The 23073-nt window shown below is 47.6% G+C and carries 22 protein-coding genes and 1 pseudogene; 12 read left to right on the top strand and 11 right to left on the bottom strand.

What is annotated here, in order from left to right; all coding sequences use genetic code 11:
* Positions 1-24: 24 nt before the first annotated feature.
* The 3 genes from glpK (at position 25) to ABTV53_RS27180 (ending at position 4800) form a co-directional block, all read left to right on the top strand.
* A complete protein-coding gene (gene glpK, locus ABTV53_RS27190; protein ID WP_433748495.1) occupies positions 25-1512 on the top strand; it encodes a glycerol kinase GlpK in 1488 nt (495 codons plus the stop codon).
* Between the two features lie 556 nt (positions 1513-2068).
* Positions 2069-3727 carry a glycerol-3-phosphate dehydrogenase/oxidase gene (locus ABTV53_RS27185; RefSeq protein WP_433748493.1) on the top strand — a complete coding sequence of 553 codons (1659 nt, stop codon included), beginning with the start codon at positions 2069-2071 and terminating at the stop codon, positions 3725-3727.
* 68 nt (positions 3728-3795) lie between these two features.
* Positions 3796-4800, top strand: coding sequence for a Gfo/Idh/MocA family protein (locus tag ABTV53_RS27180; RefSeq protein WP_433748490.1), 1005 nt, complete (start codon positions 3796-3798; stop codon positions 4798-4800).
* Positions 4801-4907: 107 nt separating this feature from the next.
* Here the strand turns inward: ABTV53_RS27180 and ABTV53_RS27175 are convergent, their stop codons facing one another.
* On the bottom strand, positions 4908-5207 hold the full coding sequence (locus ABTV53_RS27175; RefSeq protein ID WP_026081419.1) for a winged helix-turn-helix transcriptional regulator: 300 nt from the start codon (positions 5205-5207) through the stop codon (positions 4908-4910).
* 430 nt (positions 5208-5637) lie between these two features.
* On the opposite strand from ABTV53_RS27175, the gene ABTV53_RS27170 reads away from it, so the two are divergent.
* Positions 5638-6018, top strand: coding sequence for a DoxX family protein (locus ABTV53_RS27170; RefSeq protein WP_433748487.1), 381 nt, complete (start codon positions 5638-5640; stop codon positions 6016-6018).
* 48 nt (positions 6019-6066) lie between these two features.
* Here ABTV53_RS27170 and ABTV53_RS27165 read toward each other — a convergent pair.
* The 5 genes and pseudogenes from ABTV53_RS27165 to ABTV53_RS27145 all read right to left on the bottom strand — a co-directional run bounded on the left by ABTV53_RS27165 (position 6067) and on the right by ABTV53_RS27145 (position 9481).
* Positions 6067-6906, bottom strand: a pseudogene (locus ABTV53_RS27165) (DNA alkylation repair protein).
* 81 nt (positions 6907-6987) lie between these two features.
* The gene (locus tag ABTV53_RS27160; RefSeq protein WP_433748484.1) at positions 6988-7683 is read right to left on the bottom strand and encodes a Crp/Fnr family transcriptional regulator; all 696 of its coding nucleotides are present in this window, start codon (positions 7681-7683) and stop codon (positions 6988-6990) included.
* Between the two features lie 125 nt (positions 7684-7808).
* Positions 7809-8327 (bottom strand): AbrB/MazE/SpoVT family DNA-binding domain-containing protein, encoded by a 519-nt coding sequence (locus tag ABTV53_RS27155; RefSeq protein ID WP_433748481.1) that lies wholly within the window; start codon positions 8325-8327, stop codon positions 7809-7811.
* Positions 8328-8432: 105 nt separating this feature from the next.
* On the bottom strand, positions 8433-9113 hold the full coding sequence (locus ABTV53_RS27150; protein WP_124116664.1) for an LrgB family protein: 681 nt from the start codon (positions 9111-9113) through the stop codon (positions 8433-8435).
* Positions 9110-9481 carry a CidA/LrgA family protein gene (locus ABTV53_RS27145; RefSeq protein WP_433748477.1) on the bottom strand — a complete coding sequence of 124 codons (372 nt, stop codon included), beginning with the start codon at positions 9479-9481 and terminating at the stop codon, positions 9110-9112. The genes ABTV53_RS27150 and ABTV53_RS27145 overlap by 4 nt, the downstream gene beginning before the upstream one ends.
* 155 nt (positions 9482-9636) lie before the next feature.
* On the opposite strand from ABTV53_RS27145, the gene cidR reads away from it, so the two are divergent.
* The 5 genes from cidR (at position 9637) to ABTV53_RS27120 (ending at position 13751) form a co-directional block, all read left to right on the top strand.
* A complete protein-coding gene (gene cidR, locus ABTV53_RS27140) occupies positions 9637-10521 on the top strand; it encodes a cidABC operon transcriptional activator CidR (protein WP_433748474.1) in 885 nt (294 codons plus the stop codon).
* Between the two features lie 111 nt (positions 10522-10632).
* Positions 10633-11490: a carbon-nitrogen hydrolase family protein gene (locus tag ABTV53_RS27135; protein WP_433748471.1), complete on the top strand. Its 858-nt coding sequence runs from the start codon at positions 10633-10635 to the stop codon at positions 11488-11490.
* 81 nt (positions 11491-11571) lie between these two features.
* Entirely contained in the window at positions 11572-12246 is a 675-nt protein-coding gene (locus ABTV53_RS27130) for a GNAT family N-acetyltransferase (protein ID WP_433748468.1), read from the top strand.
* Between the two features lie 126 nt (positions 12247-12372).
* The gene (locus tag ABTV53_RS27125) at positions 12373-13044 is read left to right on the top strand and encodes a GNAT family N-acetyltransferase (RefSeq protein ID WP_433748465.1); all 672 of its coding nucleotides are present in this window, start codon (positions 12373-12375) and stop codon (positions 13042-13044) included.
* Positions 13045-13199: 155 nt separating this feature from the next.
* On the top strand, positions 13200-13751 hold the full coding sequence (locus ABTV53_RS27120; protein WP_433748462.1) for a hypothetical protein: 552 nt from the start codon (positions 13200-13202) through the stop codon (positions 13749-13751).
* A 97-nt stretch (positions 13752-13848) separates the two neighbouring features.
* On the opposite strand, the gene ABTV53_RS27115 is transcribed toward ABTV53_RS27120, so the two are convergent.
* The 4 genes from ABTV53_RS27115 to ABTV53_RS27100 form a co-directional block, all read right to left on the bottom strand.
* On the bottom strand, positions 13849-15831 hold the full coding sequence (locus tag ABTV53_RS27115; RefSeq protein WP_433748460.1) for an LTA synthase family protein: 1983 nt from the start codon (positions 15829-15831) through the stop codon (positions 13849-13851).
* Between the two features lie 168 nt (positions 15832-15999).
* Positions 16000-16497 (bottom strand): antibiotic biosynthesis monooxygenase family protein, encoded by a 498-nt coding sequence (locus ABTV53_RS27110; RefSeq protein ID WP_076253722.1) that lies wholly within the window; start codon positions 16495-16497, stop codon positions 16000-16002.
* 92 nt (positions 16498-16589) lie between these two features.
* Positions 16590-16904, bottom strand: a complete 315-nt coding sequence (locus ABTV53_RS27105; protein WP_433748457.1) for a hypothetical protein — start codon at positions 16902-16904, stop codon at positions 16590-16592.
* Positions 16894-17106, bottom strand: a complete 213-nt coding sequence (locus ABTV53_RS27100; protein ID WP_036612923.1) for a helix-turn-helix transcriptional regulator — start codon at positions 17104-17106, stop codon at positions 16894-16896. Before ABTV53_RS27100 ends, ABTV53_RS27105 begins: the two co-directional genes overlap by 11 nt.
* A 168-nt stretch (positions 17107-17274) precedes the next feature.
* On the opposite strand from ABTV53_RS27100, the gene ABTV53_RS27095 reads away from it, so the two are divergent.
* The 3 genes from ABTV53_RS27095 to ABTV53_RS27085 all read left to right on the top strand — a co-directional run bounded on the left by ABTV53_RS27095 (position 17275) and on the right by ABTV53_RS27085 (position 22183).
* Entirely contained in the window at positions 17275-19587 is a 2313-nt protein-coding gene (locus ABTV53_RS27095) for an ATP-dependent DNA helicase (RefSeq protein WP_433748453.1), read from the top strand.
* A 269-nt stretch (positions 19588-19856) separates the two neighbouring features.
* Positions 19857-21338, top strand: a complete 1482-nt coding sequence (locus ABTV53_RS27090) for an alpha-amylase (RefSeq protein ID WP_433748451.1) — start codon at positions 19857-19859, stop codon at positions 21336-21338.
* A gap of 212 nt (positions 21339-21550) precedes the next feature.
* Positions 21551-22183: a hypothetical protein gene (locus ABTV53_RS27085; protein ID WP_433748448.1), complete on the top strand. Its 633-nt coding sequence runs from the start codon at positions 21551-21553 to the stop codon at positions 22181-22183.
* 73 nt (positions 22184-22256) lie between these two features.
* Here the strand turns inward: ABTV53_RS27085 and ABTV53_RS27080 are convergent, their stop codons facing one another.
* Positions 22257-23000, bottom strand: a complete 744-nt coding sequence (locus ABTV53_RS27080) for an MBL fold metallo-hydrolase (protein ID WP_433748445.1) — start codon at positions 22998-23000, stop codon at positions 22257-22259.
* Positions 23001-23073: the final 73 nt, after the last annotated feature.

Here is a 23073-nt window from a genome sequence, read left to right as displayed (position 1 = left end):
AAACCACAATAGGAGGTTGTCTGTATGGAAAAGTATATATTGGCTCTGGATCAGGGAACGACAAGCTCCCGAGCAATTCTGTTTAACCGTGGCGGAGAGATTGTGCACATTGCACAGCAGGAATTCCCCCAGTATTTCCCCAAACCGGGCTGGGTAGAGCAGAATGCCAACGAAATCTGGAGTTCCATCCTTGCCGTGATGGCTTCATGTCTGGCAGAGAGCGGAATCAAACCTGTCCAGATTGCCGGAATTGGAATTACGAATCAGCGGGAGACCGTTGTGGTATGGGACAAAGAAACAGGCAGACCCATCTATAATGCAGTGGTATGGCAATCCAGACAGACCGCAGACATCTGTGAAGAATTGAAGACACAGGGACTGGGGGACCTTTTCCGCCGCAAAACAGGATTACTGATCGATCCCTACTTCTCGGGAACAAAGGTGAAGTGGATTCTGGATCATGTCCCTGGTGCCCGTGAGCGGGGAGAGAAGGGGGAATTGCTGTTTGGCACAATAGATAGCTGGCTGATCTGGAAACTGAGCGGGGGCACACACGTCACGGATATATCCAATGCCTCACGTACCTTGATGTATAACATCTATGATCTGCAATGGGATGATGAATTGCTGGATATTCTGGACATTCCCAAGGCCATGCTGCCGGAGGTGAAAGGTTCCTCCGAGGTGTATGCACACACGACCGACTATCATTTCTTCGGTCATCGGATTCCGATTGCGGGGGCAGCAGGAGATCAGCAGGCGGCGATGTTTGGTCAGGGATGTTACACCAAGGGCAGTATGAAAAATACATATGGTACCGGTTGTTTCATGCTCATGAATACGGGCGAGAACCCGGTACAATCGGATCACGGACTCATTACGACGATTGCCTGGGGAATGAATGGCAAGGTTGAATATGCGCTCGAAGGCAGCATTTTTGTAGCAGGTTCAGCGGTTCAGTGGCTGCGTGACGGATTAAGAATGCTTCGCTCTTCCAAAGATAGCGAGGATTACGCCTCACGTGTACTTTCGACAGACGGCGTTTATATGGTACCTGCATTTGTGGGACTGGGCAGTCCGTATTGGGATAGTGATGTTAAGGGGGCGGTGTTTGGCCTGACCCGAGGCACGACGAAGGAACACTTTATCCGTGCTACGCTGGAGGCGTTGGCGTATCAGACCAGAGATGTACTGGAGGCCATGGAATCCGACTCGGGTATTCCCGTGCATGCTCTGCGTGTGGATGGAGGAGCGGCGGCCAATGATTTCCTCATGCAATTCCAGAGTGATATTCTGGGCATTCCTGTTGAACGCCCAACGGTGAATGAAACGACTGCATTGGGAGCGGCTTATCTGGCAGGACTCGCGGTAGGATACTGGAAGAGTGCGGATGAATTGACGAATCATGAAAATACGGAGCGTGTCTTCCATCCTGTTATGGCTGAGCAACAACGGACAGAACTATACGCAGGCTGGAAGCGTGCAGTGAACGCAGCGATGGCTTTTAAATAAGCATTTTTCATAAATCCCCTGAGCGTCTTGCAATCAGAAAATATAGATCGAAATGATTTTGTTTGTCTATACACTGGTTGGATCAGGATGCTTCTTCCTGTCCAACTTTTGTACCCGTCAGCGGGATGATTCGAATTATGAAAAATACTGAAGTAAAGGAATGAAATGAATATTCCTTGGTGTGGGTATTTGTGCTTTTTAACTAAACATATGTTATAAATGATATTTACTGGTGGAAAATGATGCATGATTTACAGGGCTATTCTTCCTGGAGAAGACAAAACGTATACCCACTATAAGGAAAAAAACAAGGTTAGTGGATTCAATTGAAATTCCACCCTTTGGCAGAACAACTTTTTGAATTTTTTTTGAATAATGTGTCAAATCAGGACTTCACGCCGTCAAAAATCTGTGATAGGATAAAGGCACAAGTTAAAAAATGATGTCTGGAGATCGGGAGGGACCACGTGCCGCTCAGCAATTGCTGAGCGAATGACGTGGTCCTTTTTTTTGTTTTTTTACGGAAACATTAAGGAAATCAATGGGAGGTTCAAAAATGACAGCAACGTTCTCGTCAGCACACCGGACCGAATATTTGCAAAACATGGCGAATGCACATTTTGACGTATTAATTATTGGCGGTGGGATTACAGGCGCAGGGATTGCATTGGATGCGGCTTCGCGTGGATTGAAGACGGCGCTTGTAGAAATGCAGGATTTTGCAGCAGGTACATCCAGTCGTTCGACTAAACTTGTCCATGGTGGATTGCGTTATTTGAAGCAATATGAAGTGAAAATGGTTGCTGAGGTAGGACGGGAGCGAGCTGTAGTATACGAGAATGGGCCACATGTGACAACACCGGAACCGATGTTGTTACCGATCTATACGGCAGGCACGTTCGGCCGCTTCAGCACATCCATTGGACTGATGGTGTATGACCGGCTCGCCGGTGTGAAACGCAGTGAACGGCGCCAAATGTTGAATGCTGGAGCGGTGTCAGATAGTGAACCTTTATTACGCAAGCAGGGGTTGTTGGGTGGTGGACTCTATGTGGAGTACCGGACTGACGATGCCAGGCTCACCATAGAAGTCATGAAAGAAGCTGTCAAACGTGGAGCACAGGCAGTGAACTACGTCAAGGCGAAAGGTTTCCTGAAGGAGAATGGCAAGATTACAGCTATTGAAGCCATGGATCAGATCAATGGGCAGACCTATACGCTGAAAGCAAGCAAGGTGATCAACGCTTCCGGTCCATGGGTGGACGGTCTGCGGGAATTGGATGGTTCGCGCCAGGGGAAAACGCTGCAAATGACCAAAGGCATTCATTTGGTCTTTGATGGTAAACGATTCCCATTGAGGCAGGCCGTCTATTTTGATACACCAGATGGTCGAATGGTGTTTGCTGTCCCACGTGATGGCAAAACCTATGTAGGCACAACCGACACCGTATATCAGGATGATCCTGCACACCCGCAAATTTCCGACTCGGATCGCGATTATGTGATTGATGCAGTTAATGGCATGTTTCCAGATGTACACATTGGTACCGAGGACGTGGAATCCGGATGGGCGGGTGTGCGTCCACTAATTCATGAGGAAGGCAAGAATCCTTCCGAAATTTCACGTAAAGATGAAGTCTGGGTCTCTGATTCCAATCTGATTACAATTGCCGGGGGCAAGTTAACCGGATACCGTAAAATGGCCGAGATGGTCGTTGATCTGGTCGCACGCCAGATGGAGCAGGAGAGTGGGCATTCCATAGGCCCTTGTGTAACGAAGAAGATGCCCATCTCCGGCGGTGATGTAGGGGGTTCGGCTGGATTTGTATCGTATGCGGAGCGCAAGATCAAGGACGGTGTCGCCCTCGGGCTTGCTCGACCTGCTGCGGAGCGGCTGGTTCGCACGTATGGTTCCAATGTGGAGGCACTATATGAGCGAATTCCCGATCCACGCACCAAGTACGAGCTTCATGGCATGCCACAGGAGCTATTGCTGATGCTACGTTATGCGATTGATGAAGAGATGGCTGTAACCCCGTCTGACTTTTTGGTACGAAGAACAGGTGATTTATTCTTCCGTATTGATGAAGTTCGTCGTTATAAAGCAGCGGTTATCTCGTATATGGCAGGTCATTTGCACTGGTCGGAAGAGCAAGTGGTCAAGCATACACAGGAACTGGATCAGCTGTTGCTGGAAGCATCAGGCAAAATCTGAGGCAGGATTTCAAGGTCGAGAGTCGAATGGAACATGTAAGCGTGTAACATAGAGAGGGGATTACATCCATGACATTACAGATCGGAATCATTGGAACAGGCTGGTTCAGTAAGGTACACGCGGATATTCTCGCACGGATGGAGGGTGTTCGTGTCGCGAGTGTCTGTGGAACATCGTTGGAAAAGGCAGAGGCTATGGCCTCCGTCTATGATGCTGTTGGTTACGGGGAACTTGAACATATGCTGGATGGTGAGAAGCTGGATGCGGTGTATATCTGTGTGCCTCCGATGTCTCACGGATCGATTGAGTCCGAATTAATCCGCCGCGGTATTCCATTCCTGGTGGAGAAACCTTTGAGCACCGGAATGGATGTTCCGCGTCAGGTATTGGATCAGGTGCAAAAGAGCGGATTGTTAACCTCTGTCGGATACCATTTCCGTTATCAGGAGGCTGCGCAGGTCCTGCAGCAAGCGATGAAAGAACAGACGGTTGGCATGGCCCTTGGCCGCTGGATGGGTGGAATGCCAGGGGTCGCCTGGTGGCGGCGTCAGGACGGTTCAGGAGGACAATTCGTCGAGCAGACTACACATATTGTAGACTTGCTTCGGTATTGTGCAGGAGAAGTTACCGAGGTATATGCTGTAGCAGCTCAGCGAAGCATGCATGAGAAGCATGAGCATGTCAGTGTTGCCGATGTGGCGAATGTAACGCTTAAGCTGGAAAGTGGAGCGATTGCAAGTATCGCGAATACATGTCTGTTGCCAGACGGAGAGGGCGGCGCAGGGCTCCAGTTCTACACGGATGCAGGTGTGTGGGATTGGACGCCGGAACGTTTGCTTCTGCCAAGTGCGGCAACACATGCGATGGCAGGCCTGGAGATTCCGGCAGGACATAATCCATACGAGCGTGAGAATGAAGCATTCATTCACGCCCTGCGTACGGGAGACCGTTCACGAATTCTGTCCGATTATGCGGATGCCTGCCGTACACAGGAGATTACAACGGCGGCACTGGCATCGGCAGATTCAGGTCTGCCTGTACAGCTTCAGCCTTCAAAGAATCTCTCTCATTAATAATAGTTGAACGTAATATAAATACGCCTGAATCGGCAACTGATCGGCAGATCAGCCTGATTCAGGCGTATTTGTGTGGGAGTAGAGAGTATTGAGCAGCAACTCAATTACTCGGATTTCTGCTGTTTCAACCAGTCGGAAGACCAGCTGTAGATCTGATCAATGACAGGTTCAATGGCTCTGCCTTTAGGTGTTAATTCATATTCTACACGGGGAGGTATCTCGGGAAACATATGCCGGGTTACGATACCTTCCGTCTCCATTTCCTTCAATCGCTCCGATAAAAGTCGTCCACTGATCGCCATCTCTGCTTCAAGCTCTGTAAACCGTTTGGGTCCGGACAACAGTTGGTACATGATTAACAGTACCCACTTCTTGCCTATGATGTCTATGGCCTGGGTGATCATACAGGGACTTGGTGCTTTTACTTTTCTCAGCTTCAACGTGTTCACCTCGATTCATGATCATTTTCTTCGCAGTTGTATATGAAAGGACATGATTTCTGCCGCTCTAAGAGTGGTAGGACATTCAGGTAAATGAAATGAGGGTTACTACAAAATATACTGTAACATACCTTTTGTATGTATTATACATCATATAGTGGAAAATTACTTGAAGAAATTATATTATTATTATATACTAACTTCACAAAAGTAAGTTGGTGATAAATAATACGTATAATATGAACGCGTACTATTCTGAATCGAACTGGGCTGAACGGTTGAAAACAGAGTGACCTTTGGGAACTTTTACATAGATTCTTTTTTTTTTACAATGTGCAGCAAAAATAATCATTACATAGTAGGAACACACAATTTGTTATAGGAGGATCTACATATGAACAAGATTTTGGGTTACGTTTTTCTGGTTGTGTTAGCAGGTGTCTTCGTCATGACGGGGTTTAACAAGATTAGTGGAGCAGACATGATGATTCAGACCTTCGAGAGTTTCTCTTATCCAACATGGACCATGTATCTGCTCGGTGCCGCGGAGTTGCTTAGTGCAGTGGGACTGCTGATTACACGGACTCGCATCTTGGCTTCTGGCATACTGACATTCATTCTGATTGGGGCCGTAGGAAGTCATCTGATCTATGCACAATATGCTGCTGTTCCGTTCCCGGCTGTGTTATTAGTGGCTAACATTATTGTTCTGGTTGTGGGCATGCGCAGATTGGAAGCGGAAGAAGAAGGCCAGATGGACGCGATTCAGGCGTAAGTGTTATACAGAAGATGACCACTGCCAGTGAGCGGCAGTCATCTTTTTTTATGAAAGACTTCGCGTGGCACGTGTAACGATTCGCCGCGTATGTTGGGTATCCGACTGCTGAATCCAAGTGGCACAGACCTGCCGCACCCACTCTGGATTCGTCTTGCTGGCATCGTTCAACCAGTTGCTCACCGAATCCTGTACATACTTATGGGCATCGGATTTCACCGCGTCCAGCAAGGGGAGAGCCATGGCCGGGTTTTCTTTTAACTCCGGAATATGTTTGGCCCAGACGCCGCGAGGCCTGATGGATTCTATGGCAAACCGACGGATCAGTGGGTCAGGGTCAACGCTTCATGGAATCAAATCGTGCAAAGCTGAGGATAATTCGGCAGAGATGGACTCCCGTACAGCCATCCAGGCAATTTCTCGTACCCCAAAGTGAGGATCTGCTGCAAAGGGCCGAATATGTTCCAACTTTTCAGTCAGGTTCAGACCGGAATCCAGCCCAATGATATAAGCCGCCCAGCAGCGAACACTGTCTGAACGATGCTCTGCAATGGAACGAAAGAGATTCGTTTGTTCATTGATTGTTAGACGTTTCAACAGATTAAGCCATTGCATGGCTATGGCCGGGATGATTTTCATGATCCGCTGCTCATCCATCTGTGTTAACTGCTGTGTAATTGCGCTGGTTTCGGCATCCATTCCCCATTCATGGGTAACCTTCTGAAAAAGAGAAACATGATCTACAGCCAGCCACTCGGTCAAATTGACCGATTCGATATGACCTGCTTGTAGCCCATTGCGGATATGCTCAGGGATTTCCGTTGCTTTACGGACACCTTTGCGAAGAAGAATGTCTTTAGGGATAAACAGATCTGACTTAGCATCCATCGGTATACTCCTCCTTGGTTGTAGTATCATGAGTTATACAATACAACTTGCCGGAGAATAGGGATGTAAGGCATCTTACAACTACAACTGGGCAGTGATTCTGCGGAGAGTAACGATTTCGTCACGATGAAGGGCGACTGATTTGAATCCGGTACGAATCCGGCCTGCTTTTGCTAACTCTTGCATGACAATCGTAACCGATTCTCGTGTGGCTCCTGCCATCCATGCAATCTCCTGATGGGTAAGTGCGAGTTGAATCCGGCAATACTCATCTTCTTCGATCCATCCCATCTGTTCAGCCAGCCGGAAGAGATTATGTATCACCTTTTCATGCAGGTTTCCGAGCGCGAGCGTCTGTGTCAACTCGCTCATTCTTTTGATCCGCTCGCTTAGTACGTTCATCAGTCTCATCATAAATTCCGGATGTTCAATCAGAAACTGTTCAAAACGTTGTTTGTTCATCAGGCAAATATCACATACCTCCATCGTTTCGATATAAACGGCACGTGTTCCGAGCGAGATTCCGTTCATTTCTCCAAATACGTTACCTTCCGTCAACATATCGAGCGTGAACTGCTTGCCCTCCGGGTTCAATGTATATAAACGTACCTTTCCCCGTTTCACAAAATAGAAACCTTCTGTAAACGTATCCGGTGTCTGGATCTGTCTGTTTTTGGGTATGGTCGTAATGGAAGTCATCCCATCCATTTCAATCAGGTCTGCCTCGGACAAGGAGGACATGAGGTCGAATTGTGATAAATACAGAATTTTATCCATAGTACTCCTCTCCATTACAATATGAATATAAAAAAAGAAGAACCCACGAAAAACAACGGGTTCTCTTGCAGCTGGACTTCCTGAGTCGGAAGGTCTTCTACAATAAATGATCGATACTATTCTGATTATAGTAACTTTTTTAACTGAGAGACGCGTCCTTGGCTAATGCCAAGCTTTTCCGCAATTTGCTGTTGAGACAAACCAGGATTCTGTTCAACAATTTCTTTCATCTGTTGCAGCATGCGTGCCGTCTTCGGCCGCAGGTCCGGATATTCTTGGTTGTCAGCTGTGGTCCCTTCTTCCCTAGCGGGAAATGAGACTGAGGCGGATTTGGTAGCAGGACGCTCCACGGGTGCAGGAGCCTGTTTGTTCTGAGGTATGAACCAGTCGGGAGAGTCATCCGGGTTTTTTAATTGGATTGCACAAGTCCGGCAGATGAATTGTTCTTTGAAATACATTTCCGTATCTACATCACCGCAAAAAATACATAATGTTGATTTGTACTTTCTTAAAATCAACTCTTTCCCTTCAATGAAAAACTCAAGCGGATCGCCGATATGGATTTCCATCGTATCCCGCATTTCTTTGGGAAGGACAATTCGTCCAAGACGGTCCAGAGATCTCTTCATTCCGGTTCTTTTCATCGCATCTCCCCCGCAATATTCACAATTAAAACCTGTCTTTATTGTAAGGAAGAAAGGGCTTTAATACAACAATAATATTTCAAAAAAGTGGAATAATTCCATCTATTATGGGAAAATAAGTTTGGAAAGGACAGGTGCAACGGCTAAAGTGAATAATGCAGCGAGCACCATGGAGATGCTGGATATGGTTCCTGTCAGGGAACTCAGTTCAAATGCCTTGGATGTCCCTGTGCCATGGGCACCGGTTCCAAACAGTGTGCCTCGTGCAATCTCACCATCGATGCGCAGCATTTTGACAATCGAAGGTCCCATAATCACCCCGAGCAGGCCTGTCATAATAACAAAAACAGCTGTCACTGCGGGAATGCCGCCGATTGTAGCGGATACGTTCATGGCAATTGGGGTGGTAATCGATCTTGGGATCAGACTATGAATGAGACCGGAATCCAGGCGCAACCATTTAGCGAGCAGGGCAGAAGAGAGTACTGCAACGACCGAGCCGGTCATGACACTGAAGACAATCTCGGAGATATGTTTTTTGAGTACATGGAAAAAGGTATAGAGTGGTACGGCAAAAGCTACGGTGGCCGGTTGGAGAAGCAGACTCAGCCACTTGCCACCACTGCTATACGTGGTATAATCCGTTCCCGTTGCAAGCAATATGCCAACAACAAGAAGCGGCGTAATGAGCAGTGGAGACAGATATACTTTTGGTAGATTACGATACATTCGTTTGGCAACCCCATAGATCCCGACGGTTAACAGCAGGCAGAGAAATCCAATCATCCGGTGTGACGCTCCTTTCGTTTCGCAATTCGTGTAGCCACCAGTCCTGTACAGGACATGACCAAAAATGTACTAAGCAGTACTATGAATAAAATCTGCAGACCGTCATGCTCCAGCATGGGCATATAGTTCATAATGCCAACGGCTGATGGAATAAAAAATAACAATAGTTCACCGAGTAGCCAGGCAGCTCCAACTTCAATCCAGCGCAGCTTCACGACACGGGTCTGAAGCAGAATGAATAACACGACCATACCGAGTATTGAACCCGGTACAGGAATATGGAGAGTACGGGCCAACAGGTCCATGAGCAGTGAAAAAACCATTAAGAGCGCAACCTGTGCAATACCGAGGCCCCACTTTTTCACTTCAATCCCTCCTTATATCATCAACGTAATCGTTTAAGTTATTTTGAAAATGTTTCATTTGATATCATAAATTTTACATGGCATTCTTTCATGAGTAAAATGCATATTAAGAATGTTTACTATTCCATTTATCTATGAGGGGTGGAAACCAAGCGATGGATATCCGCCATTTGCAATATTTTCTGGAAGTCGCCCGGCAGGAGAGCTTCACAAAAGCCGCCGAGGTTCTGTACATCACCCAGCCTACGATCAGCAAGACGGTCAAGAGTCTTGAAGAGGAATTGGGTATCACGTTATTGGACCGTTATGGCAAAAAGGTGGAACTAACGGATGCAGGCCATGTGTTTTTTCGGCAGGCACTTGAGATTGAAAAATCATTCCGCAGTCTCTCGTCCGAATTGGACGATCTGATGAACTTGAAGAAAGGCCATTTGCGGATCGGCTTACCGCCGATGGTGGGGTCCAGCTTTTTCCCCATGATCATCGGCGAATTTCACAAAGCTTACCCGCAGGTGACCATTCAGCTATTTGAGGATGGTGCCAAAAAAGTGGAGGCCGATGTGATCAGCGGTGCACTGGATATTGGCGTTGCCGTACTGCCAACCGTGGATGAGCTGTTGGATCATTTTGTGTTTGTCAAAGAGAAGCTGAACCTGCTTGTACACCCTTCACATCCACTTGCGGGGAAAGAAGCGGTTGCGCTGCATGAATTGGAAAACGACGCCTTTGTGCTGTTTCGAGAAGATTTTGCATTGCATGACCGGATTATTGTGGCCTGTCAACATGCCGGGTTCCAGCCCCGTGTGGTATATGAAAGCTCCCAGTGGGATCTGCTCAGTGCGATGGTTGCCGCCAACCTGGGTGTAGCTTTACTGCCGGAGACGATCTGTCGTGAGGTGGACCATATGCGCGTGCGCATTATACCCGTGGTGGAACCGGTGATTCCATGGCAGCTCGGTATGATCTGGCGGAAGGATCGTTATTTGTCTTTTGCCACGAGAGAGTGGATTGGATTCACACAGTCGATGTTGGGTGAGTAAGAAAGCGATCGGAAGGTTATCCTGTCATTGAATTGCCCAGTGTAAATACTCTTTTGTTGACCCCGGATCGTTGTTACAATGGAAGCATAATAATGGTGGAGGTGTACGAACATGAAACTGCGGGTATCCGCTGTACAATACCAATTGCACACAATCAGCTCGTTTGAGCAGTTCGCCGCTCAGGCTGAGCATTACATACGGACAGCGAGTGAATACGGAACCGAATTTGTGCTGTTCCCGGAATTTTTCACAACGCAATTAATGTCCATTGGGGACGAACAAGGCCATGCACTGACCATTGAGGATCTGCCAAACTTTACGGAGCAATATGAAAAACTGTTCACATCACTTGCTGCCCAATATGGTATGCACGTTATCGGGGGAACCCATGTCATTCGACGTGAAGGGAAGCTGTATAATACAGCCCATCTGTTCTACCCGGATGGTCGTATCGCGCGTCAGGACAAGATTCACATTACACCAACCGAAGTACAGGAATGGAATATGGCTCCCGGAGATGGACTCGAGGTGTTCGACACCGATAAAGGCCGTATTGCCATGCTGACCTGTTACGATATTGAGTTCCCGGAAATTGTGCGGATGGCCAAAGCCAAAGGTGCTGATGTGATTTTCTGTCCTTCCTGCACGGACGATCGTCACGGATTCTACCGTGTACGGTATACGAGTCATGCCCGCGCGGTGGAGAATCAGGTGTACGTTGTGTTAACCGGAACAGTGGGCAACCTGCCAACCGTTGATTTCATGCGTGCTAACTATGGACAGGCAGCGATTATTACGCCAAATGATATTCCGTTCCCGCCACGTGGCATTCTGGCCGAGGGTGAGATTAACAACGATATGATCGTGACCGCCGATCTGGATCTGGACTTGTTGTATGAGGTACGCGAACGTGGATCGGTAACGACCTGGCGTGACCGCCGTACTGATCTATATACCGATTGGGAGTAGGCAACTCCGTTATATAAACGAACAGGATACAGGAACATTTAACAGAATTCATTTGTCAGTGGAGAGGGGCGACCCGGCAACATGTATACCAAAGAAATGCTGATCACAGACCCGGAGCGAAGTGGCAAAAGGGTAAAAGCAGTCGTCCGCAATTATGCTACAGCCGACTTTGAGGAACTCATTCGCATTCAGGCAGAGAGTTTCCCTCCTCCTTATCCGGAAGAGCTGCTTTGGAGTCACGAGCAACTCACAAGTCATGTGCAGCATTACCCGGAGGGTGCTATCTGCATTGAAGTCGATGGAGAGTTGGCTGGCTCAATGACTTCGCTACGAATGCAGTGGGACTCTGCACATCCAGCAAGTCATACTTGGGCCGAAGTAACGGATGACGGCTATATTCGTAACCACCAGCCAGATGGCAACACGCTGTATATTGTGGATCTCTGTGTTCGTCCAAAGTACCGCAAATGGGGACTGGCTCAGTTGATGATGCAGGCGATGTACCACCTTGTCATCGCTCAGGGGATGGATCGGTTACTAGGTGCTGGTAGAATGCCGGGTTATCATCTGGTTGCAGACCAACTGTCTGCGCAGGAATATCTTGATCAGGTAGCAGTGGGAGAGAGGCGTGACCCGGTGATATCGTTCTTGCTTCGCTGTGGCCGCATGCCTGTTGGTGTGACCGCAGACTATCTGGACGATGAGGAATCCTGCAATTATGCTGCCTTGATGGAGTGGCGGAACCCATTTCGATAAAGGTTGCTCCCTTGACTTTCAAGCCGCAGAAATTATAGAGGTTACAATTACAGCTTAAACCCAATTTGAACGAGTTTTATACACGAATGATTAAGATACACATCCAAAACAAGGAGGCATACATGCATGGAATTCACACGTATTACATCCATTAAAGATCCATTGTTTGCCCAAATGCACAAGTTGATGCAGGAAATCTTCCCACGGGAAGAAGTGCTGGACTTCCCCCTGTGGGAAGAACCGCTGGAAGATCCGGGTATTCGGGTGTTTGTGGCTGTCCATGAAGGACAGGTCGTTGGCGCGACAGAGTATCGTTATTACGAGGATTGGAATGTAGCCATGACGGACTTTACGATTATTGGGCGTGAAGGTCTGGGGATCGGCAGTTTCCTGGCGAATCACCGCAAGCGTGATCTGCAGAAGCTGGCTGCGGCGAGCGGCAAAGAATTGTTCGGCATGTTTGCCGAAATCTATAACCCTTATCTGAGTCAGGATCATGAGTTTGGCGGGATCAAGCCGATGGACCCGTATGTACGTCGTGAAGTATTGTCTCATCTCGGATACCAGCGTCTGGACTTCCCATATGTTCATCCATCCTGGCAAGGGGACGGGGAAGCGGTTGGCGGATTGGATCTGTGCTTCATGCCAGGTGATGAGTCGCTTGGTGAACTGCCAGCCAGTCTGGTGGCTGATTTCCTGAATCGATATTATGCGGTGTTACCAAACAAACCACAGGAATGGCTTGCCATGGTAGAGCAATTGACTGCTCGTAAGTCGGTTGCATTATTGCCGTTGTAATCATATGAAAGACCCGAGCCTGGACTAACAGGGTTCGGGTCTTTGTTGTTTATTTTTCAGAATAAACAAGATAGTATTTTCTTTTTCATGGGATATGTTACCATAAATTTGGAAGATATATGTTTCTATTCACTTTTTATTAAGGAGGGGATTAGATGAGAAAAAGCAGAATCTTGTTAATATCGATGCTCGCTTTATTTTTAACAGCCTGCAGTTTAAGTGACGATGCTTCACTACCAGATGTACAGGAAAGGGAACGCAAGGATGCCATAAATACCGAACAAATGCGGAAGGAAAATGAACTGCTGAAGGAGCAGGTACGGAACAACCAGAAGGAAAAAGATGCAAAAGAGCAGGAAGATGTAGAAAGTTTAAGAGAAACACTGAACATAACGTTTAAACTGATGGCGGCGATGCAATCCAATAACTATACATATCTTGAATCGGTGTCTTCTCCGAACATAGAAATATCGCAACAGAACAATATCATTATTTCGAAACTGGAACAGGGGGATTACGAAGTACCTTTTCTGCAGAACGTTAGCCTGAACAATTTGGAGTACCGTGGATTTAATCCGCTGGATTCAGATCGTGTCATTTTACATATGGCTATAATATGGTCTGATGGAAACACTGCATTGGATCTTTATTACATTCGTTCCGAGGAAGGCAACTGGCTCTTTGATGGTCTGCTCACGAATGGATAGGCCACTAGTCTGGTTCAGTAAAATAAATAGCGACCGTCCCTGGATGTTAAGGAGGAAGGTCGCCACATAGATGAGTTCGAGTAAAAAGATTTAATGTTTACTTCGTGTCATTTCGATCCGGCAGCTGGCTCAAATAACTGTTGGATAAGTGTGCAAGATCCAATGCCCGATCATACTGTTCCTTCGTTATAAATTGTGAAGAAGATAACTCACTGTTATTGGGGGTGGTCAATGCTGGAGGTACCTTGTCCGCCGAAATCTGCGGCGTCTCGTCTGAAGGGACACCGTTCAGTTGTTGCCCGGCGTTCTGTCTGCCCGCATCAGCTAGGGAATAATGCGTCCCATCCCCGTATCCTTTCGCCGGAATGAAGAGAGAAGCATCGTTCAGCACCGACCCGGAAGGAAGGTAATATCGTTCGGGTAGCAGATTTCCGCCTTCACGCAGCAAATCCTGTCCGAAATGTAATTGGTCCTCCAATGATACACCGGTGAGTCCCGCAATCGTTGGCAGAATGTCCACCTGACCTCCGATCTGTTCCAGTTGCACACCCGGGGTAACGCCGGGGGCCGAGATCATGAGTGGAATATTAATCATATCTGCTGATGTGTAGTCCCGACCATACAACTCTTTCATGATGACTTTGTCTTCCCGATCCAGTGAATAGATGGGGAGACCCAGGTGATCCCCATACACAACGAACAGACTATTATCCCATAATCCCCGTTCCTTCAATCCCGCAATCAACTGTCCAACTTCCTGATCTGCATAGTGCTGTGATATGAGATAATCCCCCGGCAACGTATCCTTGTAACGCTCTGGCAGCGACAGCTTTACTTTGTTTTCAGGCAAAGTGTACGGGTGGTGGGCTGACATGGATATGATATGGGCATAGAAGGGATCGCCCGAAGACTGCATGGATTCCAGTTCATCCAGTGTTTTGGAATATAGGACTTCATCCGAGGCCGAAAAGGCGATAGAGTCCTGTGTGCCGAAATAATCAATATCATAATACTGGTCGAATCCAAGTGCCTTGTATAACTGATCCCGATTCCAGAATCGAACATCATTCGTATGGAATGTGGCTGTTTGATACCCGTTTGCTGACATCAACTTGGGTAGACTCGGCAGCGCTTTATCCGCATACACAGTTGTTGCTGCCCCGTTCGGCGGGGTGTAGAACGACGTATTCACAACAAATTCTGCATCGGATGTATTTCCCTGTCCCACTTGCTGATAAAAGTTCGGAAAATACAGGCTCTGTCTAGCCAATTCATTCAGGTTGGGCGTGATCTCCTGTCCATCCACCTTTAATCCAATCAGAAAGTTCTGAAAAGATTCCAATTGGAGCATGATCACGTTACGTCCTCTGGCTGCACCCTGCTCCACAATCGCAGGAAGTTCGGTCGTTTGCTTCAACTGGTCGATGTCAGCCTGATCAATGTGAGCAATGGGCACAAGTTCATCAGGTCGATCCAGGATCGTATACGCCTCGTAACCGAGGATGCCCATCTGTTCTGCTTGTGTAAGCTCACTCATGCTGGCCCGATTGGGATAGATGTTGAGCATGCACAGGATCATGGACAGGGTCAGAATGACCGAAGCAACCCGTCTTCTGGCACGTCGTTCAAGCGGAATGCGGTTCGGGCGTTCTGTACTCCCGAGTTTGATCCGACGACGAATGAGTATCCCCCCAATGATCAGCACGTCTGCAAAAATAAACAAATAATAGGGATCAAGCAAAGAGAACATGCTGCTCTTGACCGAAGTCACCTGATTTACCTGTGCCAACGCGTGATAGTTAACGATTACGCCATAATATTTGTAGTACATGATGGCTGCAAAGAAAATCCCTGAGAGAACCAAATTCATGGCAAGGTACATCCACATCCGCCGTTTGGCAGCAAACCACTCAATTAGACAGAAGCCGATCCAGATGAGTGGCAATTCGGTCAGTAGAGGTTTCCAGACAGGGATGTCATCGAAGATAACGATCCAGGCCAGTGAGCTTTTGATCATCATGATGATGGTAAAGAATATAAAGGGTCCGCTTAGAAATCGGGTGAGTGAACTGCGTGACAAGGTACCGCCTTCCCTTCCGAAGTTTCATTTAACAAGTATTATCCTATCTCAGCATGGCTGTGTCAAAAATGTAAGCCTCAACAATGGACGGCAAAAAACCTCTTCCACGCAGGAAGAGGTGTGAAAAAATATGGGTTACTGCGATAAAGCCAGATGTGACCCACTCCGTTATTCTATAGTGTACGTTGTGACGTAAGAAGGTCTGGGGAACATGGTAGGCTTCTGTGCAGTCAGCCCTTCGCTTGTACTGCGATTTCGGTGAGCGTGACTATATGCTTGGGATTCCTGCCAGCCTTTGAAATGTTCTTCCGACTGCCATAGTGTAAGTACGACATATGTGTCATCCTTCAGAGGACGAAGCACACGAATACCGACAAAGCCAGGCTCGTCTTCTACCTTGCGGGCACGGTTCTTAAACCGTTCTTCGAAGTCGTTACGACCATCCTCTGTGACAGGGATATTGTTGAGTACAGCGTAACCTCCGCCAGTCCAGGAGCCTGCGGCATCGAAAGCTTCATATGCGGCTATTTTATCATCAGACTCGATATTCATCAGGCGTTCTGCGGATTCAATCGCCAGACGCACATGCTCTTCGCTTCGCAAAGTCAGATGCGGGTATGCAGCAAGTGCATCCGGAATCGGTGAAGGAACCAAATAGATATACATAGAAGCTGCCTCCTCATTAAGTACATTCTATTTCAAGATAGCATATGGGATTGTGCGAGTCCAATCGGTTTCATGTGTATCGGACAGGTGGGCTAATTCCGAGCTGAGTAGTATAGGTTTGCCGCAATAGAAGATAAACAATGAATGACAAACACTGCAGTAATAATGAAAAAGGAAAGCGATATCCCGTCTAGCATAACTACGAGGATCCAAGCCAGAACAAGACTGATAGTGGTCGCATTCCAGGAGAAGGCTTTTGCTCTCGTGATACAATAGAGGTACCGCTCATCCAGTCCGTTGTGCTTTTTTGCAATCAACCTTGTGAAAAAAATAATGAGTATTGCAATTAACAAACCAGCTACAATTCCACCGATCCCGATGATCCGATTCAGTAATTCAGAACTCAATATTCTCATCTCCTTCAAAAATAAATAATTCCTCGATCTGACAGCCAAATAATTGGGCAAGCTTGTGAGCAAGCACAAGAGAAGGTTTGTACTTTCCGGATTCCAACGATATGATGGTCTGCCTGGAGACCTTTAGCCGTTGAGACAGTTCTTCCTGTGTGATGTGCATATGTATTCGTTTGTCTCTGATTAGATTTTGCAAGTATACCCTCCCATAAGTAAAGTTTGCTTTACGTAAAGTCAACTTTACTTATGCAACGATGTGATGTCAATCTCTATTTATAATATTTTCCACTTCTTCGAGGTGGTGCTGTGTCCAAAACATATTTCATGATAAAGTATAGTCACTACAAACAGAACGGGTGATCGTATGACAACAACAATTCGGATATCGGTTAGACCTTTGGTGGAGTATGTGTACCGCAGTGGCAGCATACGTCCAGGGTTCCGGACCAATGCATCGATGCAGGAGGGGACTCGAATCCATCAGCGCGTACAGAAGGAGTACACGGAAGAGGATTTAAAAGAGATTGTGCTCGAAGCTGAGATCCAACATGGGGATCTGACCTATGTGGTGGAGGGCCGATGTGATGGCCTGATCCGGTTGGAGGGTCAGTTGACGGTGGATGAGATCAAATCGACTGCGGGCAATCTGGATGATCTGGGTGAGGGGCTTCCCGTGCATTGGGCACAGGCCATGATGTATGCCTACATGTACGCCGTTCAGCAGGATGAACCACGCATGCAAGTGCAGTTGACGTATGTGCATTCGGTAACCCATGAAGAAAGACGGTTTCGCCGAATGGCAGAACGAGAGGAACTGGAGCAGTTTGCGGCAGAAGTGATTTCCGGTTATGCGCCGTATGCGGAGATGATTGCTGCGTATGAAGAAGAGCGAGATATCAGTGTGCGAGAGCTGCCCTTTCCTTTTCGCAAATACAGGGAGGGGCAGCGGAAGCTGGCAGGAGCCGTATACAAAACAATCCGTGAGGGTCAGGGATTGATGGCCAAAGCACCAACAGGCATTGGTAAAACGATGTCCGTGCTGTTTCCCACGGTCAAAGCGATTGGCGAAGGCGAAGCGAGTCGATTGTTCTATCTGACCGCGAGGACGACGACGCGGGTGGCGGCAGAAGAAGCTTTTGCCCGGATGCAATCGGAAGGATTGAAGATGCACGTGATCAGTCTGACCGCGAAGGACAAGATCTGTTTTAAGGAAGAGGAAGCTTGTGATACGGGACAATGCGGCATGTGTGAAGGGTATTATGACCGTATTAACGGGGCCGTGCTGGACATGCTGGAACATGAGACGTTGATGATACGTCCGGTCATTGAGCAGTATGCGCGCAAACATCGGGTGTGTCCGTTTGAGTTTTCACTGGATGCGGCGTATGCAGCCGATGCGGTGATCTGCGATTATAACTATATTTTCGATCCGAGGATCTCTCTGAAACGCATGTTGGAGGAGCAGAAACGCAAGACGGTGTTACTGGTGGACGAGGCTCATAATCTGGTCGATCGTGGCCGAATGATGTTTTCCGCCGAGCTGGAGAAGGCTGTGTTCCTTGATGTGAAAAGAGAGTTCCAGTCGCTGGACAGCGGTGTGCCTGCTGCCAAAGCCATTGTTGACTACACCGGGGCCATTGATAAGTATCTGATTACCCTTCGGAAAAACGGTGGAGAAGAAGGGAAGATCATCCAGCAGGAAGCACCGGAGGAACTGATTGAACGGCTGGAGCCTTTTGTCATGGTCGCGGAGCAATGTCTTGTTGAAGGTGGTTCGGGGAATGCCGAGACGGATCAGCTGCTGCTGGATGCCTACTTCACGGCACAGAATTTCCTGCGTATTGCCAAGCTGTATGATGAACGTTTTATTACGTATGCAGAGTGCGTTCGAAGTGAAGTGAGAGTGAAGTTATTCTGTCTCGATCCTTCGGTACTGCTTCGTCAGACGGCCAAAGGATTCCGCTCCCTCATTCATTTTTCGGCCACATTGTCACCCCTTCGTTATTATCGGGATATGCTGGGTGCAGAGGAAGAGGATTATACATTGCAGATTCCATCACCATTTCAGCGTGAACAATTGGATGTGAGACTCCTGCCCTTATCCGTGCGTTATAAGGATCGGGAGCAATCCCGGCGACCCATTGCGGAGATGCTGCAACAGCTGGTAAGTGAATGGCCGCGCAGCAATCTGATGGTGTTCTTCCCTTCCTATCCCTATATGCGAGAGATCTATGAAACCTATGCACAGCTTCCAAGTGAAGCGGATACGGTTATACAAAAGCAAGGCATGAACGAACTGGAACGGGAGCAGTTTCTGGATGGATTCCAACCCAATCCTGAACGAACACGATTGGTATTTGCCGTCATGGGTGGTGTATTCTCGGAGGGTGTCGATCTGCCGGGAGATCGCTTGAATGGTGTCGTAGTGGTAGGTGCGGGGCTGCCGCAGATTGGCCTGGAGAACAACGTATTACGTGATTACTATGATCGGACAGGACGCAACGGATTCAATTATGCCTATATTTTTCCGGGTATGAACAAGGTGCTGCAGGCGGGTGGACGGCTGATTCGGACGGAGGAAGACAGGGGCGTGCTGGTGCTGGTCGACGATCGTTTTATCCAGGAACCTTATCGTTCCCTACTGCCAGAGGAGTGGCGGGATTATAAACGAATTTGATGAATGAACTACGGATGAAATGATCCATGTATATAAGTTGAACTAATCATTTACACGATAACAGCGATTAGAAGGTTATTCTGTCATCGTAGTGTCAGTGTAAATAATCTTTAGTTCAACTTATATAACATTTTTCTCACATTTCTTTCCTTTACATGATTGAAAGGTAGGGTGAAAGGGTTATAACTTGGTTAGCAACGAACGAACAACGGCGATTACCCTATCCGTTCCGCGGTCCGCTTCGAAAGCAATCAAGGAGGTCGGTTATAATGAAGAGAAATCATACCATGATGCAGTTTTTTGAATGGCACCTGGCTGCAGACGGAGATCATTGGAAGCGACTGGCTGAAATGGCCCCGGAACTGAAAGCCAAAGGCATTGACTCGGTATGGGTACCCCCCGTAACCAAAGCAGTGTCAGCAGAAGATACAGGTTATGGTGTATATGATCTGTACGATCTGGGCGAATTTGATCAAAAGGGTACCGTACGGACCAAATATGGCACCAAGCAGGAACTGGTGGAGGCCATTGCCGAGTGTCAGAAGAATGGAATTGCCGTCTATGTGGATCTGGTCATGAATCACAAGGCTGGAGCAGATGAGACGGAAGTTTTCAAAGTGATTGAGGTTGATCCCAATGATCGAACGAAGGAGATTTCCAAACCGTTTGAGATTGAGGGCTGGACCAAATTCACATTCCCGGGTCGCGGGGATCAATACTCCTCCTTTAAGTGGAGCTCTGAACATTTCAACGGTACAGACTTTGACGCCAAGGGAGAACGAACAGGTGTATTCCGCATCGCAGGAGAGAATAAAAAATGGAATGAGAATGTCGATGATGAGTTTGGCAACTATGACTATCTGATGTTCGCCAATATAGATTATAACCACCCGGATGTCCGGCGCGAGATGATCGATTGGGGGAAATGGCTGATCGATACCCTCCAGTGTGGTGGGTTCCGGCTGGATGCGATTAAGCATATCAACCACGAATTCATCAAGGAGTTCGCAGCAGAGATGATACGCAAACGCGGTCAGGATTTCTACATCGTAGGTGAGTTCTGGAATTCAAACCTGGATGCATGTCGTGAATTCCTTGATACGGTAGACTATCAGATCGACCTGTTTGATGTGTCTCTTCACTACAAGTTGCATGAGGCTTCGCTTGCAGGTAGAGACTTTGATCTCTCCAAAATTTTTGATGATACCTTGGTGCAGACCCATCCTACACATGCGGTAACTTTTGTAGATAATCATGACTCCCAACCTCATGAAGCGTTGGAATCATGGGTTGGAGACTGGTTTAAGCCGAGCGCTTATGCGTTGACGCTATTACGTCGTGACGGTTATCCGGTTGTATTTTACGGGGATTATTATGGCATTGGTGGACCTGAACCTGTGGATGGCAAAAAAGAGATTCTGGACATTCTGCTGTCTGCCCGCTGCAACAAGGCATATGGAGAGCAGGAAGATTACTTCGATCACGCGAACACGATTGGCTGGGTGCGTCGCGGCGTAGAGGAAATCGAAGGTTCCGGTTGTGCGGTGGTCATCTCCAACGGGGATGACGGTGAGAAGAAAATGTTCATCGGAGAGCATCGTGCTGGTGAAGTCTGGGTGGATCTGACGAACAGCTGTGATGATCAGATTACCATTGAGGAAGACGGCTGGGCCACCTTCCATGTATGTGGTGGAGGCGTTTCGGTATGGGCTCTGCCCGAGCAGAATGAGGACTGCGCTGACGCAGAGTAAGGGCATGTGCCAGGCAGGATAAGAAAAGAGATACTGATCGATATGAGAATGGTATATCGTTTGATAATCCACCTGAACAGGGGAGCAAGTGCTCCGATGTTCAGGTTTTTTTGCATTTTTCTATGTATGAGTTCGGTTTCATGTCTTACTACATGGTACAATAATCCAAATATAGTGCGTTTCATACAGAGGATTGGAGAAGGAGGGATGACATGAGCCCGAAAAGTGAGTTGAACCGTTTCTTCCCGTTGGTCACGTATTTATTTATAATAGCCCTGTGTCTAGGAGCTTGCGGTTTTGGAACAAATGAGGGACCGGGGGGCGAACCGAAGCGAACGGATAAGTATACATATAATTCGGAGCGTAGAGATCTGAATGAGCGGGTTACGAAGCGACCAGAATCGTTTCAGGGACATTCACCAGATAAGTATAGCCTGACGGCAACAGTCGATGTGAGTCATGTATCCGGAGTTGACAGGATTTCTTATGAGATTTTGGTAAACGGGGCTCGGGTGCCCATGGTGAATGTTATTCAATCTTTCACCCTCGATCCCGAGATGATGAATCGAATCGATGCCGGAGAGCTATTTCATTCCAATGTGAGCAATACATACGAGATAAGCCTGGAGCCGGATAAGGAACCGCTTGGGTTAAGTTTGGGCAGGAATTATATTTTGAAGCCGAAGGTAGAGATCGACAGCGATGTTATCCAGCGTTATGCAGATATGTATATCAAAATTTCCTATGGGCCGAATGATCAGCGAACGGAAGATTATTTTCATATCCAGGCCGAGCCGTCTCTGAGAACGATTGATTATATGAAGTCATGGGAGAACGAAGAGTAGAAGAAGGCAGCACCCACTCGTTCCGTATGAGGAACCTGAGTAGACGCTGCCTATGTGTTGGATCTACGTTTACCTATTCCAGTTCAAAGGATTCCAGCGTACCGATCATCCGCAGATCATGTTCGCGGTTGAACTGTTTCCGTTTGTCCGCATTCGCGTACTCATCATGATAATGCATTAAGACGGTTTTTTGTCTGACTTCGGCAGGCAGTTGCTCCAGATCTTTCAGGGAGGTATGAGATTTGATCACCAGATCATGCATGTGACATTCATGGAAAATCAGCTGCACATCAGCGGCAACTTGCTCCACCCGTTCCTGATCGAGTGTACTGTCCGCACTGTAATAGAAGTAAGGTTTGGCGAGTAGTCCATTGCTGACCATACCGGGCACATGCTGCGTTCGAAACGTCTCGAACGTCACACCGCCCAGCTCGAATGTGCCTCCATCAGGCAGGGGAACGACATCATAGTAATCGCTTATGGTCCGTTCACCATCCGTTGTGTAGCGCATGCCGGGGGCTAGAATGTTCCAGAGAGGGTCTACCAATTGTTCGTGGATGAACAGACGGGGTTTGCGGTCACCCACAATGTGGGCGTAATAACCCAACATCTGTACACCGTTAATATGATCCTCATGCAGGTGGGTAATAAAGACGTTGTGAATATCGGTCATGGGGAATCCATATTCCTTGAGTGCTTTGGCATTTGATTCCGGAAAATCAATGACCAGATGCGTGTCTTCGAATTCAGCCAACATACTATTATGGTGCTGCTCCACGCTGAACATATCTCCTGTGCCGAGAAAGGTAATTTTCATTCCATTTCATCTCCTTGTGTGGTCTTCAGATCAGCATCCTTGCGTTAAATCCAGTATACCTTGTAAAAGAATA

Origin of the sequence: Paenibacillus amylolyticus (assembly GCF_050990605.1) — a bacterium.
Classification (GTDB): Bacteria; Bacillota; Bacilli; order Paenibacillales; family Paenibacillaceae; genus Paenibacillus; species Paenibacillus amylolyticus_H.
The sequence above is the reverse complement of the archived record's forward strand: the minus strand, read 5'-3'. Positions and strand labels throughout refer to the sequence as shown.

Excerpts from the sequence above, each read along its gene's own strand:
- glpK (WP_433748495.1), top strand. The coding sequence starts at position 25 with ATGGAAAAGTATATATTGGCTCTGGATCAGGGAACGACAAGCTCCCGA.
- ABTV53_RS27185 (WP_433748493.1), top strand. The coding sequence starts at position 2,069 with ATGACAGCAACGTTCTCGTCAGCACACCGGACCGAATATTTGCAAAAC.
- ABTV53_RS27180 (WP_433748490.1), top strand. The coding sequence starts at position 3,796 with ATGACATTACAGATCGGAATCATTGGAACAGGCTGGTTCAGTAAGGTA.
- ABTV53_RS27175 (WP_026081419.1), bottom strand. The coding sequence starts at position 5,207 with ATGATCACCCAGGCCATAGACATCATAGGCAAGAAGTGGGTACTGTTA.
- ABTV53_RS27170 (WP_433748487.1), top strand. The coding sequence starts at position 5,638 with ATGAACAAGATTTTGGGTTACGTTTTTCTGGTTGTGTTAGCAGGTGTC.
- ABTV53_RS27160 (WP_433748484.1), bottom strand. The coding sequence starts at position 7,683 with ATGGATAAAATTCTGTATTTATCACAATTCGACCTCATGTCCTCCTTG.
- ABTV53_RS27155 (WP_433748481.1), bottom strand. The coding sequence starts at position 8,327 with ATGAAAAGAACCGGAATGAAGAGATCTCTGGACCGTCTTGGACGAATT.
- ABTV53_RS27150 (WP_124116664.1), bottom strand. The coding sequence starts at position 9,113 with ATGATTGGATTTCTCTGCCTGCTGTTAACCGTCGGGATCTATGGGGTT.
- cidR (WP_433748474.1), top strand. The coding sequence starts at position 9,637 with ATGGATATCCGCCATTTGCAATATTTTCTGGAAGTCGCCCGGCAGGAG.
- ABTV53_RS27135 (WP_433748471.1), top strand. The coding sequence starts at position 10,633 with ATGAAACTGCGGGTATCCGCTGTACAATACCAATTGCACACAATCAGC.
- ABTV53_RS27130 (WP_433748468.1), top strand. The coding sequence starts at position 11,572 with ATGTATACCAAAGAAATGCTGATCACAGACCCGGAGCGAAGTGGCAAA.
- ABTV53_RS27125 (WP_433748465.1), top strand. The coding sequence starts at position 12,373 with ATGGAATTCACACGTATTACATCCATTAAAGATCCATTGTTTGCCCAA.
- ABTV53_RS27120 (WP_433748462.1), top strand. The coding sequence starts at position 13,200 with ATGAGAAAAAGCAGAATCTTGTTAATATCGATGCTCGCTTTATTTTTA.
- ABTV53_RS27110 (WP_076253722.1), bottom strand. The coding sequence starts at position 16,497 with ATGTATATCTATTTGGTTCCTTCACCGATTCCGGATGCACTTGCTGCA.
- ABTV53_RS27095 (WP_433748453.1), top strand. The coding sequence starts at position 17,275 with ATGACAACAACAATTCGGATATCGGTTAGACCTTTGGTGGAGTATGTG.
- ABTV53_RS27090 (WP_433748451.1), top strand. The coding sequence starts at position 19,857 with ATGAAGAGAAATCATACCATGATGCAGTTTTTTGAATGGCACCTGGCT.
- ABTV53_RS27085 (WP_433748448.1), top strand. The coding sequence starts at position 21,551 with ATGAGCCCGAAAAGTGAGTTGAACCGTTTCTTCCCGTTGGTCACGTAT.
- ABTV53_RS27080 (WP_433748445.1), bottom strand. The coding sequence starts at position 23,000 with ATGAAAATTACCTTTCTCGGCACAGGAGATATGTTCAGCGTGGAGCAG.